The organism is Aquimarina macrocephali (assembly GCF_051627225.1).
In the GTDB taxonomy this organism is placed as follows: Bacteria; Bacteroidota; Bacteroidia; order Flavobacteriales; family Flavobacteriaceae; genus Aquimarina; species Aquimarina macrocephali.
Genome location: NZ_CP151795.1, coordinates 5,458,538 through 5,474,249 on the forward strand (window position 1 = coordinate 5,458,538; position 15,712 = coordinate 5,474,249).

Genomic DNA, 15,712 nt, shown 5'->3' on the forward strand with positions numbered 1-15,712 from the left:
TTATACTATCGTTTTTAAATGCATCTCGATACACGCTCGTTCCTCACGCACTCGATCCCGAGGAAAGTTCGGGACAAGTTGTGACGTAGCGTTTGTGTTGTACGTACCCTTCGACTGCGCTCAGGGTACGGTATTATCGATTACACTACATTTTCCATTATCTCCTGAACCACATCTGGATTTAACAGCGTAGATGTATCTCCCAGATTAGAAGTATCCTTTGATGCTATTTTGCGTAAAATCCTTCTCATAATCTTACCACTTCTTGTTTTTGGTAACCCACTTACAAACTGAACTTTATCCGGTTTTGCTATTGGCCCAATAGTATTAGACACTTGTTCTCTAATTTCTTTTATCAATGCCTCATCAGCTACCTGATCATTATATAGCGTAACGTATGCATATAAAGCTGTTCCTTTTACATCATGAGGAAAACCAACAATTGCAGATTCTGCAACAGCCAAATGTTCATTGATCGCATTTTCTATAGGAGCGGTTCCCAAATTATGCCCAGAAACAATTACCACATCATCTACTCTACCTGTGATTCTATAATTCCCTGTTGCATCTCTATATGCTCCATCACCGGTAAAATACATATTCTCATATGTAGAAAAATATACATCCTTATATCGTTGGTGATCTCCATAAATTGTTCTTGCTATAGATGGCCAAGGAAATTTTATAGCTAATCTTCCTTCTGAGCTTTTTGATTTAAATTCTATTTCTTTTCCTTCTGCATCCATCAAAACGGGTTGAACACCTGGTAAAGGTAATGTTGCAAATGTTGGTCGTGTTGGTGTAATCCCAGCTAATGGAGAAATCATCACCCCTCCTGTTTCTGTTTGCCACCAAGTATCAACTAAAGGTGAATTTCCTTTTCCTATATTATCATTATACCAGTGCCATGCTTCTTCATTTATTGGTTCTCCTACAGACCCAAGAACTTTAATAGAAGAAAGGTTATGTTTATCAACTAATTCTAATGGTTGTTTTGCTAGTGCTCTAATTGCGGTTGGTGCTGTATAAAAATGGGTTACATTAAGTTTATCACAAATCTCCCAGAAACGGCCATAATCGGGATAACTAGGCACTCCCTCAAACATTACAGTTGTTGCTCCTGCAGCCAATGGGCCATAAATTATATACGAATGTCCAGTAATCCATCCAATATCTGCTGTACACCAATAGACATCATCTTGTTTTTTGGCATGTATATCTTGTCCCGTAGGAGCAAAATGATCACATTGAAACACATTTGCAAAGGTATAGGTAGTATACACCATATATCCTCCAATTGTATGTACCATTCCTTTTGGCTTACCAGTAGAACCAGATGTATATAATATAAACAACATATCTTCTGCATCCATCACTTCTGCCGGGCATTCTTTTTCTACTTTTTGCAATTCATCAAACCAAAACTTATCTCTACCTTCTTTCATTGGCGTTGGTTCAACCGTTCTTCTATACACAATAACCGTTTCTATAGATGGTGTAGTTTTTAAGGCTTCATCACACATCTCTTTTAATTTTACAGGTTTTGCGCCTCTATACACCTCGTTTGCCGTGATCAACATTTTACATTCTGAATCATTAATACGGCTAGCTATAGCTGTGCTTGAAAATCCTGCAAAAACAATAGAATGTATTGCTCCAATTCGTGCACAAGCCAGCATTGCTATTGCTAATTCGGGGATCATTGGCATATACAAACAAACCCGATCTCCTTTTTTAATACCATTATTTTTTAAAACATTAGCAAAATGGCAAACTTTTACATGAAGTTGTTTATAGGTAATATGACGTGATTCTTCAGTTGGGTCATTAGGCTCCCAAATAATAGCCGTTTTATTACCAAATTTCTCTAAATGTCTATCCAGGCAGTTTTCTGTAATATTTAATTTACCACCTTCAAACCACTTTACTTCAGGTTTTGTAAAATCCCACTCTAATGTTTTATCCCAGCGTTTATGCCAATAAAATTTTTCGGCTATAGCATCCCAAAATTTTTCGGGATTATTAATACTTTCCTGATATGCTTCTTTATACTCAGCAAAAGAACTAAGCTGAAGTGTGTCTTTTATTTCCATGATCTGTGATTTTCTAATTTTGGTCTATTAAATTCTTTTAAAACATGTCATCGTCAAAAAATTATCGACAAGTAACTATTATTAGGGCGTAAACAACTTAAAAATAGCTGTATCTTATTCTAAACACCAAGATTGATTCAGTTATTTTTGAGCAATAAGTTCATTGATCTCTGCCATAATTTTTTTTATTGAAAATGGTTTTGTCAAATACTTATCAACACCCATTGATACTCCTTTTTGAATATCCGAAGCTTTATTTTTTGCAGTTAAAAACACCACCTTAATATCTTTTGTATCAGCATTTGATCTTATATATTTTAAGGTTTGATATCCATCTACATTTGGCATCATAATATCCAATAGAACTACATCGGGAATCTGTGATTTTAATATTTCGATAGCTTCGCCTCCATCCCTGGCAATAAAAACTTCAAAATCATTCTTCTTAAATGTATATTCTAAAGACATTACAATATTAGGTTCGTCATCAACAATTAATATCTTCTTCTTATTCAAAATTTAATCTTTTTTATTGAAGTGGTTTATACTTTTTTCAATTCGCTATAAAAATGCCCTTTTTCGCTAGAATCAAAAAAGTATAAACCACTTCATTATTTACTTATGCTAATCAGGAATCTCAATAATAAATCTAGCTCCTGTTTTGCAATTTTTATCGGCCCATATTTTTCCTTTATGCCCTTCTATAATCTGTTTACTTATAGCTAAACCAAAACCACTACCTGCTGGCTTTTTTACGTTTTGATTTTTGGACTGGTAAAATTTATCAAAAATATGTTTCATATCCTCGATAAGAATGCCTTTTCCGTTATCTTCAATACTAATACGAATATAATCTTTCCTTTTTTTCGATTCTATTTTAATAATTCCATTTTTTTCGTCAACAAATTTAATTGCATTGGAAAGCACATTAGTAAGTACCTGAAGTATTCTGTCTTCATCATATTTCGCAACTAAAGTTTCAAAAGATTTTGAATTCAGGATTTTTATATTCTTTTTTTCTGCAATTGCATGTATTCCTAATATTGCTTTTTCTATGGTTAGATTTAGATCATTCTCTTTTTTATCCAGAATCTCTCTCCCAGATCCCAGTTTTTCTAAATCCAGTATGTCATGAATTAATTTGGTAAGGCGTTCTGAATCGCAAACAATATTATCTAAAAACTGCATTTTTAGCTCATTGGGCATATCCTGGCTGTCCAACAACACTTCTGATGCTGCTCTAATTGATGTAATTGGTGTTTTTAACTCATGTGCTACGGTATCCAGAAACTCATCTTTTAATTTATCATGAAGTGTCAACTCTTCATTAACTTCTTTTAATTCATCTGTAAGCAGCGTTAATTCATCCGATTTCTGTTTTAAAAACTTATTTGTAGAAATTGTTTTTTTATTTTCTTCTAAAATCTCTAATACTTCTACCAGGGTAACAGGTTGTTCTTCAACTACACTGGATATTAAAATTCGGGAAGAGGCACTACCTATGCTTCCTGTCAATAGCTTTTCTGAAAAATTAATTAATCTGGCATCTGCAGCTTCAGCATTTTTTGGAAGATCGTATTTAAGATAGAACAAATCCAAAGCGCGCTCTGTACGTTCTTCTCCCAGAAATCGGTTTAATACTTTTCTAATATCTGAAACATAAGCTTCTCCTTTCCACACAAATGCATTTTCCTGCAAAGAATTATAGTTGCTATCCACAAACATTTCTCCATAGTTACGTTCTCTATAATTCCCCTTAAAAGAAAGGGAAACCGAGAGATATACAATAACATTAAAAAACATACTCCAAAAAAATGCGTGTGTTACCGGATTGAGAATGTTTATACCAAATAATGCATAGGGTTTTAAGAGTTCAATTTCAAAGGGCCCATATACAATAAAATTCATGTTACCGAATATTGTATCCAGAACAAAAGGCAAAACAAGGGTATAACCTGTAACCAATGCTCCTGTAATGATTCCCATTTTTGCCGCTATAGAAGATCCTCTATTCCAAAATAGCCCTATAAAAAATGAAGGAGCAAGTTGCGCAATAACAACAAAAGATAATTGTCCAATCGAGAATAATGATAATTCAATATTAAAATTGATATAGAAAAAATAAGCCCCTAATATTAAACATAAAATAGCTATCCTTCTAATATTCTTAATATAATTGGCATTACGCTCAGGTCGACTTTTACTAAATTTATCCAAAAATCCATATGGAATAATCAAGTTATTACTAAGCATAGTTGACAATGCCAATGTTGAAACAACTACCATAGAAATCACTGCCGAAAAACCACCTAAAAATACCAGAGTTGCTAAAAACACATCTCCATTTTGTAAAGGAAGTAGTAACGAATAGTAATCTGGATTTGCCAAATCTCCTAATCGTAATTTTCCGCCCCAGGCGATAAAAACAACAAATACATTAAACAGTAGCAGATAAAGTGGAAACATCCAAATTGCAGTCTTAAGATCTTTTTTGGTTGTATTCTCTATCACAGAAACGTGAAATTGTCTTGGTAAAAGAAAAATTGCTAAAAAGGACAAGACAATCATAAAATACCAATTAATACCAGACTCCAGGCTATCAAACGTAGTTAACGACTCGAAGTCTTCTGTAACAGATATTTGATTGTAAATATCTGTGGTGCCATCAAAAAGAAAATAGGTGACATATCCTCCTACTCCTAAAAAGAAAATAAGTTTGATTACTGATTCTACTGCTACCGAAAAAACTATTCCTTGCCTACGTCTGGTAGCATCAGTAGTTCTTGTTCCAAAAAATGCAGCAAACACTGCTAACAAAACTGCAATATAAAATGTAGAATCTTTAAAAATTGTTCCTGAAGAATTAATAGGATTGTTAGAAATTATCTCAAAAGTTTCTGAAACAGCTTTAAGTTGTAATGAAATATAAGGCAATACTCCCAAGACACATATTATAGTTACTAACGCTCCTAAGAATCGGTCATTACCGTACCTAAGTGATATAAAATCTGCAATACTTGATACTTTATGCTGTTTTGAAATTTTGATTATTTTTTTCAATACTACAACCCAAACAGGAAAAGCTATCACAGGCCCCAAATAGGTGGTAAGAAAACTAACACCAGAAGTGGCTGCAATCCCAACACTACCATAATATGTCCATGCAGAACAGTATACTGCAAGTGATAATGTGTAGACATAAGGATTATTAACCCAGGATCTTTTTGCTTTTTTTTCGGCCCAGAAAGCAATCCCAAACAAAAGCAGCAGGTATCCTACAATTATGAATATTAATATATAACTATTCATAAAACTTTTTCAAAATTATAAAAGAGATCAAAATTGAAATCGCCCAAATCAGAAACACAAAAAAATACAATACAGGAAACCCAAAAACACTTCCGGAATGATTAAACATAAATATCAACGGAACATTGAATAGAAAAAGTAATACAATAGAAAGCACTACCAGTTTTTGTTGATGACGTTTTTTCATAAGAGCTTTATTATTGGTTACTTATATTTCCTAAGTCTATATACTTTAGTTTTCAATCATTTTTACAGCAGATTCTGTTTCTTTTAAACCTCACAGGTTGATTAAAACCTGTGAGGTTTAATTTACCTACATCTAATGTGTTGCTTCTCCAGCTCCACTTGGGATTCTTATATTTTCTACAATTTCTTGCACTTCTTTTGGCGGTGCCGAAGTAAATTTGGAAATTACTAATGATATCACAAAATTGATTACCATGGCTACAGCTCCAAATCCTTCTGGAGATATCCCAAACCACCATTCGCTTGATGGAGGAAGGGTTTCATCAAACCATCCCAATTTGTATTTTATCATATATAACAACATACACAAAATACCTACTACCATTCCTGCAATAGCTCCTTCTTTATTCATTCTTTTATAGAATATTCCTAACACAATGGCTGGAAAGAAAGAAGCTGCTGCTAAACCAAAGGCCAGAGCAACAACAGCTGCAACAAAACCTGGTGGATTGATTCCAAAATATCCTGCAACACATACCGCTGCTACAGCAGAAAGACGCGCTGCGATTAATTCTCCTTTTTCTGAGATATCTGGCTTAATCATTTTTTTGATGAGATCATGAGATACAGAAGATGAAATCACCAATAACAATCCTGCTGCGGTAGACAATGCTGCCGCCAATCCTCCTGCAGCTACCAAAGCAATTACCCAATTAGGGAGATTTGCTATTTCGGGATTTGCTAATACCATAATATCACGATCCACAAAAAGTTCGTTCTTCGTTGCTGCATTTACATTTGTAATCTTACGCTCTCCATGCTCTCCACGATTTTTTCCATCAAAAACCGGTTTATTTTTATTCCCTTCAACTGCATGACCATTGGCATACTGTACTTGTCCATCTCCATTTTTATCTGTCCAACCTAACAAACCTGTATCTTCCCAATTTTTAAACCATAAAGGAAGTTCTTCGTATTGTTTATTTTGTACCGATTCAATAAGATTTGTTTTAGCAAAAACTGCTACTGCTGGGGCAGTTGTATACAATATAGCAATCAACAACAAAGCATACCCTGCCGATTTACGAGCATCTTTAACTCGCTTAACGGTAAAGAAACGAACAATTACATGTGGTAATCCTGCTGTACCTACCATTAATGCCAAGGTAATAGCGAATACATCTAATATTGATTTAGAACCATTTGTATATTCTGAAAACCCTAATTCTGTACTCAAACCATCCAGTTTATCAAGAAGATAAGTTCCCGAACCATCTGCAATGGTATCCCCAAACCCTAACTGAGGTACTGGGTTTCCTGTCATCTGAATTGAAATAAATATAGCTGGTACCATAAATGCAAAGATGAGCACACAATATTGTGCTACCTGGGTGTATGTTATACCTTTCATACCACCTAATACGGCATAAAAAAGCACGATAATCATCCCAATGATCACTCCTGTATTGATATCTACTTCTAAAAATCGGGAAAATACAATTCCGACTCCTCTCATTTGACCCGCTACATATGTAAAGGATACGAGAAGTGCACAGAATACTGCTACCGATCTTGCTGTTTTTGAATAATATCGATCCCCGATAAAATCAGGAACTGTAAATTTTCCGAATTTTCTTAGATAAGGAGCTAACAATAATGCTAACAGCACATATCCTCCTGTCCACCCCATTAGATATACAGCACCATCATAGCCTGAAAAGGCTATAATACCAGCCATAGAAATAAATGAAGCAGCACTCATCCAGTCGGCAGCAGTAGCCATCCCGTTGGCTAAAGGAGATACTCCACCCCCCGCTACATAAAACTCTTTTGTAGAACTTGCTCTTGACCAAATCGCAATTCCTATATATAAAGTGAAGGTTAGCCCTACCAAAATATAAGTCCACATTTGAACACTCATAATATATTTTTTTAGTTGTTTATAATCTTAGAGATTGTGTGAATTGAAATTAGGACAATGTCTTAACCAAATTCATATAATTTTCTATCTTCTTATTTTTCATCATAACCATATTTCTTATCTAATTTGTTCATTAATCGAACATAGACAAAAATTAAAATCACAAATACATAGATAGAACCTTGCTGCGCAAACCAGAACCCCAAAGGAAAACCGCCCATATGAAATTGATTTAACGCATCTTTAAAAAGTATCCCTGCGCCGTATGACACGACAAACCATATTGCAAGTAAAATGAACAAATATTTTACATTTTCTTTCCAGTAGGCGCTGGCTTTTTGTTGTTTTTCTGACATAATTATTAAGTTTTAGAGATAGATCATTGCTTGTAAGGTAACAAAACTTTGCGCATCATTATCACCATATTTTGTGTTTAGATATTCTAAGGTTAACTTAGAGTTATGACCACTAAAATACGCATTAGCTCCAACACCAAATGTTGTTGCATTATCATCAATAGCATCTATAGATCTTAAATTAAAAGAGGTATAGGGTTGAAATTTAATTTTTTTGTTAGCATTAGGAATCACATATCCTACATGTCCATATATCATAGACCCTGTTTCATAGGTTTGTCCTAAGGTATAGTTCTGTCCATAGTTATTATTTTGATATGTTGCATAGGCTGTAATCGCTGAACCATTACTTCCTAAAGGAGCATCGTAAAATGCATCTACAGCAAATATTGCAACATCTTCTCCTTCGAGAGTTCCATTTGTATTTGTGACGCTTCCATCGGGGTGATAAAAGAACCCCGCACCAACATTAAATACTTTTTTACCTCCCAGATATGACCCGACTTTATAAGGTAAAAAATTGGATTCCTGGTCTAAAAAATTATAATCGAAATATCCAGCAAAATTCTTTCCTGCATCTTTAGACCCTAACAATCGTCTGCCGGCATATACGGCTGGACCATTAACAACAGGATCAGTACCTTCTTGAAGGTTGTTAGTTATCGATTCATTAACAGACACACGATATTGTAATTTGCCAAATGTTCCTTTGACATAAATCCCGATGTGACGAGCAAACTGATCTGAAAGTCCTATGTGTGCCCAGGATTGTCGATTATTATCCAGAGTCATAATATTAAGTGTGCTTTGATTATTAAGACGCGATATCCCATTCCAATAATGCAATCCACCACCAATTGCATGATTTGCTCCAAGGCTATATTGCCCCCACACCCCATGAAAGAAAAGTTGTGAACTATCTCCTTTACCCACCGGGTTTAAATTATTAGCATTTAAACTATTTAATCCAAAATGAGTAAGAATTAAAAAATCCTTATTGATTTGAGAATACATTAGAATACGTGCTCTACGAATACTAAAATCTGTATTACTATCATCATCAGGAACGTCATCTGTATATCTTGCCCAAAACTGTGCCCAGGAAATAATCCTAAAGTATTTTGAACCAGATTCATTAAGCTTTACTTTAAGTCCTCCTGTATAGTCTGGAGATCCTTGAGAAAAGACGGAGTGCGAAACCAAAAAGCTACTTAAGAAAAGTAGTAATATGAGTTTTTTCATAATTTAAGAATTTGATTTGTAGAAAATGATTAATACTACTTGCGTAGTGTTGTGCACTTGCTAAAATTCTAAAAATTATGTCAGGCAATAAAAATTAGTATAGTTATTTGCTAATTGATATAGTTATTCTTTAAAGCGTTCCCATTTTATAAGCATAAATTTATCTCCCAGCTCTGTCACAACAACCCCTGCTCCTTGAATATTTTCTGGAGATTGAAAATAATTAGCTAATTCTAAAGAGTTTAAAATCTTATATGTGGGATGATATTGAGAATTATATGGTCGCTTGATATTATATTTTTTTACCCAGTTGATAACACTAACATGAGATATCCCTAAAATACGTTCGATTTCACGATATGTTAATCCTTCGAGATAAAGCTGTAGTGCTTTGTTAACATAATAATCATCTATTTTCTTGCCCAGTTTACTAACTGTGAAATAATAATTACAATTCTTACAACGATATCGCTGTCTTTGATTTATTATTCCACTTTTTATATACTCAGATGAACCACAATTTGGACAAGCTTTAACCATCATATATATTATTTTTGCATAAATATATCATTTTAGCAATAAAAATATAACAAGTATTTAATATTAATTATAGATAAAATTAACTTTTACAAGGTATTTATTAAAAATATACCTTTATTTTTCCATTAACAATGCATAATTAAAAACTGCCATGATCGACGAGCTTATAGATATACTTGATGAAACAGGAGAGTTTACCGGAGAAGTAAAACTAAAATCTGAAGCACATCAATTAGGATTATATCATGCTAGTGTTCATATTTGGTTCTTTACAGATCTAGGAGAAATAGTATTACAAAAACGAGCGGATGATAAAGATACGTATCCTGGTTTGTGGGATATTTCTGTAGCTGGCCATATCGGTACTGGAGAAACACCAGAGGATTCAGCTATTCGGGAAATTAAAGAAGAAATTGGTTTATCTGTATCTAAAGATGATCTAAAATTCATTGGAATATATGTAGCAGAAAAAACACCCAAACCTGATCTTTATGACAATGAATTTCATCATATCTATATTTCATGCCTTGATGTTTCTATTAAAACGTTAACGCTTCAGGAGGAAGAAGTTTCTGATCTTATCCTCATACAAGTTGATGAGTTTAAAGACATTCTTCAAGACCCTATTAAAAGAAAAAATTACGTCCCTCATGATAAAGCGTATTATACTTTTATTCTTAAGGAAATCACAAATCAATTATAGTAATACACCTATTACAACTAACTATTGTAACTTCATACTTTACTATTCAATTATAGTAATTTTGTATTGAAAATAAAAAAACAATAGATAAAAACTATGAATAATTCAACTACGAAAACAATAGAGGCTTTAAATATATTATTAGCAGATTACCATATACACTATCAAAAGCTTAGAAATTTCCATTGGAATATTACCGGGCCTCATTTTTTTGAACTTCATGTAAAATTTGAAGAATTTTATGAAGATGCAAAATTGAAAATCGATGAAATCGCTGAAAGAATTCTAACACTTAGAGGAAAACCTGTTAGCAATTTTAGTTCTTATCTGGATCTCTCTAGTATTAAAGAGGTAGACACAACACTTGCAGATTATGAAATGGTAGCTGCTATTCTTGAGGATCATAAAGCACTTTTGAATCAATTAAAAATAGTAACTACTGCTGCTGAAGATATCAAAGATGATGGAACACTAGATATTACAGGTACTTATATTGGAGAAATAGAAAAGACAAGTTGGATGCTTAATGCTTGGAATCATAGAAGTTAAAATATTAAAACTCTCTTATCTTATCCTTTTGATGACGGTAACCGCTAGCTGTCAAAAGGATAAGAACGTAGATTTAATAAAGATTAATACCTTACCTAGCCTTCTTCACGAAATATCGGGTATTACTATGTTATCTGATCATAACGTGTATGCTATAAATGATTCTGGCAACAGTAATGTATTGTTTTGCTTAAATCAAAAAGGCAAAATAGTACGTCAAATCAAAATTCCCGGGGCCAAAAACATAGATTGGGAAGATCTTGCACATGATCAAGAAGACAATATTTATATTGGTGATTTTGGAAATAATGGTAATGATCGAAAAGATTTAGTCATCTATAAAGTTTCAGGAATTCTATCAAATACTATTGTTACCTCAAAAATTGAATTCATTTTTGAAGATCAAAAGAAATTTCCACCTAAGAAAAAAAGATTGAATTTTGATGTTGAAGCTTTTGTTCACTTAAATGGTAATCTATATTTATTTACTAAAAACAGAGGAAAAAAATCAAAAGGAGTTACTAAACTATATCGGGTTTCTGCTACGCCAGGAAAATATATCGCCAAACTAATTGGGGAATATAAAACCTGTAAAAATTATTCTAGTTGTCTTATCACCGGAGCTACAATCAATCGATCTGAAGATAAAATTGCTCTTCTCACACATAACAAGATATTTTTACTCAGTAATTTTAAAGATGACAACCTATTTGATGGGGTTATTCAAAAAATAGCATTAAAGCATAATTCTCAAAAAGAAGGTATTTGCTTTAAAAACGATTCTACCCTCTTTATTACTGATGAAAAACAAGGGCATAAAAAAGCTACTTTATTTAAGTATATACTTAAATGAAGGTAACATTTTGGCGTCGAGTAGATAAAGGGGATTTAAGCGATACAACTTTTCGTTTATACCCTTCTTTACGCATTCCTACTTTTTCGAGAATCCTAGAATCCAATATTCACGGTGGCACACCTTGCTTCTATTCTACGTAAATCAAGTTCGTCAAAACCGAACTTCAAAATCTCGGTTAATCCTTCTATAGATTCTCCTTCAATTACTTTAGGTTACCTCAATATTGATTGAGATTCCTAATACATCATATTGATGGGCTTAACCCTTTTTGATTCTGGCGAAGGATATGAAAATTGAGTAAAAAAGACATCTTTATAGCGAATTAAAAAAAATTAAACTTCACATATTACAGAGGAAGAAAAACGTATAGAGGTCAGTATTTAAATACTGACCTCTATTAAATTTATTATGTTCTGGTATTTCAGAAGTTAAAATAAGATTCCCTCAGATAATCAGGATCTTACAATCAAAACTTATTCTATTACAACAGTTTTTGATAATTTTTTTGTCCCCAAAATTAACTGCACTTGATAAAACCCTGAAGGAAGCCCTGATAAATCAACTTTTGTTTTACTTGAAGTCATTTTTTCTTTTTTTACTATTACACCATTGGAGTTAATAAGAGTTATTTGAGCCCCTATTAGTTTAGATGAAATAACAAATTGTTCTGGAGTTGGATTTGGATAAATAAGCATATCGTCAATGGATTCAGTGATTAATCCAGATTTTGATCCTTTGATATTCACAGCATAATCCTCAACCTCTCCATAATTTCTTGTCCCACAAGGAGTTCTACTACTACTATTATAAGAAACTCTAATACGCATACCTGTAGTTCCTATAGATGCACCTGATGGTACTGGAATTGAAATCGAAGCTTCTGAGGTGCTACTTTTTGACAATAAATATTGTTCACCTGCATCTTCAAAATCACCATCAATATTCCAATCAATCCATGCCGTTACTTCATTATCATTACCATATGGTTGACCAATAACTACCGATAATGCATAACTATTATTCTTAGCAACATCTGTAGATATATTTGTATAATCATGATAAGAATCTCTGGCTGAACTATTATCTATTGTCTCAAATTTAACCCTTGCAATATGTTCAGGCCCATTTGTAGCTTCTGCCGCACAATAAGTCGGTGGTGTTCCTCCACCATTATTAGGATCTGTTGTAACTGTTAATACATTACTTGCTCCTGATACATTACCTGCTGCATCTTTAGCTTTGATGGTAAAATCATAACTTGTATTTGGCGTTAATCCTGATATTGTTGCTGTGGTACCATTTACCGTAGTAGAAAGATTACTCCCGTTGTAAACATCATACGCTGTTACACCTACATTATCTGTTGAGGCTGTCCAACTTAAACTTACACTAGTTTTAGTTTTTCCAGTAGAGACCAGATTGGATGGTGCTGTTGGAGCTTCAGAATCAGAACCAGAACCATTCTGAGCCAATAAGACTGCTTGATGCGCATCAACCAAACCATACCCCATCTGATTATTCCAAGTTCCATTTGGACGCCCTCCTGCATTAGCATATGTATATGTTCCTACTTTCTGAGCGGATTGCTCGATAATATTATTTACCTCACTATATGTTAAGTTTGGATTAACGCTTAATATTAGTGCTGCTACTCCTGCTACTACTGGACATGCTGATGAAGTTCCGTTAAAAGTTTGCGTATAATCAGATGTAGAATATCCATTTGCCCCCTGTCTATCTGTAGTTGGCATTTTTACTCCAGGAGCTACAATATCTAATTGGCTACCATAACAACTCCCCCACTGACTCTCTCCATCACAGGAGTTTGGGTTTTTACGCTCTGCGCAAGGACTCATTGCTCCTACTATTAATAAATCTGGATTACTATTTCCTGGGTATCGAATATTTGTATTATTCTCATTACCCGCAGCAAAAACAATGACACAACCTTTTCCTCCTCTACCATTAGTAAATGTATTTGTTATAGCATTATCTATAATGCTCGATGGCGCATATCCTCCCCAAGAATTACTAATCACATCTGCTCCATTTTGCCATGCCCAATTAAAACCACTTGCTAATTGAGACGGGGTATCTGAAGATCTAAGATTGATACTGATCGATATTAATTTTGAAGTAGGTGCAACACCCGAAATTCCTAAATTATTATCTTTAACTGCTCCTATAATACCTGCGCAAGCAGTTCCATGACTTCCTCTTACTGTAGCTGGGGATGTTCCATTATTAGCATCAAACCCTGTTCCGTGAACATTAGCTTGTAAATCTGGATGATTCATTTCTAACCCATGATCATACACAGCTGTTTTGATACTTGGATCTCCTGTGGTTATTGCCCAAGCTTGCTCCATATTGATATCAATTCCTACCGTTCCTCCATTCTGCCCTGTATTATTTAAAGACCACTGGTTATTGAAGTAAGTATCATTCGAAGTTTCTATATTGTGATACATGAAAGCTGGTTCTGTACTCTCAAACCAACCTGTTTCATAAAAAATATTAGCAAGCTGTATTGAATTTAATTTATTTTTGGATGTTACAGAAAGTGTAAACCAAAGTGGCATGTACTTATCATGACCTAATACTTCTAGATTCATCTCTTTTGCTTTTTTATAGAGAATATCAATGTCATTTTTATCTTTAAGTTTTACATAGAAATTATTTGACAACCCTAATTCTCCTCCACTCTTTGTTATATATGTTGGAGAAGCCATTAAAGTATTAGGTAATTTCTTATAAGATTCGATCTCTTTATAATAATCTTCTATAGTCATATTTTTGCTTGTAGACACTTCCATATAATAGCTTTTTACAGCTTTCTTAGAAATTGCTTTAGCATCTAATGAAACTACAGTAGCTCTCGAATTATCTTCAACTATTTCTTTTATTTTTATTGAATTACTACGTAAAGATTTGAAAGAGTTAATAGAATTTTCTCCCTCAAATGAAATAGAAATAGTTCTAGTATTTATATTTAAAAAGAATTTTTCTCCTTTGTAGTAATAGAAATTATCTGATTGTTTTTGTCCAAAGACACTTACTGTAAAAAACAGTAACATCAATGGTGCTATTTTATATATTATGTTTTGCATGATGTTTGTTTGTTAAATTATTATTGAAGTAGTTTAAACTTTTTTAATTCTATACAAAAAAACAGTGTTTTTGACACTTCATAACACTGCTATAAAGTGAGAAAAAGAAAGGAGTTAAGTAAAAAAAGATATTTTTTACAGCGAATTAAAAAAAGTCAAATCACTTCATTCAAAAATAGATGCCTATTTTTAAATAAATATGTTTTATTTTTTTGGTAAGACGAGAATTAAACGTAATGATACGCTTATCTAAATTATCTATAAAGTTAATTCCACTATTTTCAAAAGTAGTTTTATACTCTATTCAGCCAAATGGATATCGTGTTTATCCATTTCTTATTCACAACTATAAAAGAAGAGAGAAAAGACTGTTAGTGTGCTTAAAATTTTCAGTTGAGTTTTCATTATTGTTTGATTTTTTGTGTTAAACTTATTTGTTTAAATTAAAATGTTGAGCTCTTATTAAAATTTGTTATTCAAAAGTAGAGATTAATTCAAATAAACAAATACGGCAAACACGTAATAAACAGATAGTATAACTCTATTATCATTATTGAATCAGGTAAATCACCTTTGACTTCTAATAACGCAACACTGTTGCGTTATTAGGAATCAAAGGGTTAAACTAAAAAGAAGAATGTCGAAATTGGAGAAAATTTCAGAAGAAAAAACCAGTACTGATTTAATCAAATTCAACCCTATTTAACACTAAATTAACTTTTAATTAACAAATCAACAAATCTTATTCGCAATAAATCAGTACTATTTTTACGATATTCTAATTCACAAATCGATATTATATTCAAGTTTATAATCATTTATTTATACATTGAAACAAAAAAACCAT

11 protein-coding genes are annotated in these 15,712 nt (G+C 33.0%); 3 read left to right on the plus strand and 8 right to left on the minus strand.

All coding sequences use genetic code 11. From position 1 onward, the window contains the following. Positions 1–140: 140 nt before the first annotated feature. The 7 genes from acs to AAFU52_RS24330 form a co-directional block, all read right to left on the minus strand. Complete coding sequence (gene acs / locus AAFU52_RS24300; protein ID WP_438424009.1) at positions 141–2,093, minus strand: acetate--CoA ligase; 1,953 nt, start codon at positions 2,091–2,093, stop codon at positions 141–143. A gap of 141 nt (positions 2,094–2,234) precedes the next feature. Next, complete coding sequence (locus AAFU52_RS24305) at positions 2,235–2,609, minus strand: response regulator transcription factor (protein WP_024772651.1); 375 nt, start codon at positions 2,607–2,609, stop codon at positions 2,235–2,237. Between the two features lie 108 nt (positions 2,610–2,717). Further along, positions 2,718–5,402, minus strand: a complete 2,685-nt coding sequence (locus AAFU52_RS24310; protein ID WP_438424011.1) for an ATP-binding protein — start codon at positions 5,400–5,402, stop codon at positions 2,718–2,720. Positions 5,403–5,721: 319 nt separating this feature from the next. Then, positions 5,722–7,509, minus strand: coding sequence for a sodium:solute symporter family protein (locus AAFU52_RS24315; protein WP_024772654.1), 1,788 nt, complete (start codon positions 7,507–7,509; stop codon positions 5,722–5,724). A gap of 92 nt (positions 7,510–7,601) precedes the next feature. Beyond that, complete coding sequence (locus tag AAFU52_RS24320; protein WP_024772655.1) at positions 7,602–7,865, minus strand: DUF4212 domain-containing protein; 264 nt, start codon at positions 7,863–7,865, stop codon at positions 7,602–7,604. Between the two features lie 12 nt (positions 7,866–7,877). Next, positions 7,878–9,107: a hypothetical protein gene (locus AAFU52_RS24325; RefSeq protein ID WP_438424014.1), complete on the minus strand. Its 1,230-nt coding sequence runs from the start codon at positions 9,105–9,107 to the stop codon at positions 7,878–7,880. A 123-nt stretch (positions 9,108–9,230) separates the two neighbouring features. Beyond that, positions 9,231–9,650 (minus strand): IS1/IS1595 family N-terminal zinc-binding domain-containing protein, encoded by a 420-nt coding sequence (locus AAFU52_RS24330; RefSeq protein ID WP_024772657.1) that lies wholly within the window; start codon positions 9,648–9,650, stop codon positions 9,231–9,233. A 148-nt stretch (positions 9,651–9,798) separates the two neighbouring features. Between AAFU52_RS24330 and AAFU52_RS24335 the strand changes: the two genes are divergently transcribed. The 3 genes from AAFU52_RS24335 (at position 9,799) to AAFU52_RS24345 (ending at position 11,752) form a co-directional block, all read left to right on the plus strand. Then, positions 9,799–10,350 carry an NUDIX hydrolase gene (locus AAFU52_RS24335; protein ID WP_438424017.1) on the plus strand — a complete coding sequence of 184 codons (552 nt, stop codon included), beginning with the start codon at positions 9,799–9,801 and terminating at the stop codon, positions 10,348–10,350. A gap of 96 nt (positions 10,351–10,446) precedes the next feature. After that, entirely contained in the window at positions 10,447–10,899 is a 453-nt protein-coding gene (locus AAFU52_RS24340) for a Dps family protein (RefSeq protein ID WP_438424019.1), read from the plus strand. Continuing rightward, the gene (locus AAFU52_RS24345; protein ID WP_438424021.1) at positions 10,877–11,752 is read left to right on the plus strand and encodes a hypothetical protein; all 876 of its coding nucleotides are present in this window, start codon (positions 10,877–10,879) and stop codon (positions 11,750–11,752) included. Before AAFU52_RS24340 ends, AAFU52_RS24345 begins: the two co-directional genes overlap by 23 nt. A 476-nt stretch (positions 11,753–12,228) precedes the next feature. On the opposite strand, the gene AAFU52_RS24350 is transcribed toward AAFU52_RS24345, so the two are convergent. Continuing rightward, positions 12,229–14,865 (minus strand): S8 family serine peptidase, encoded by a 2,637-nt coding sequence (locus tag AAFU52_RS24350; protein WP_438424023.1) that lies wholly within the window; start codon positions 14,863–14,865, stop codon positions 12,229–12,231. Between the last annotated feature and the right edge of the window lie 847 nt (positions 14,866–15,712).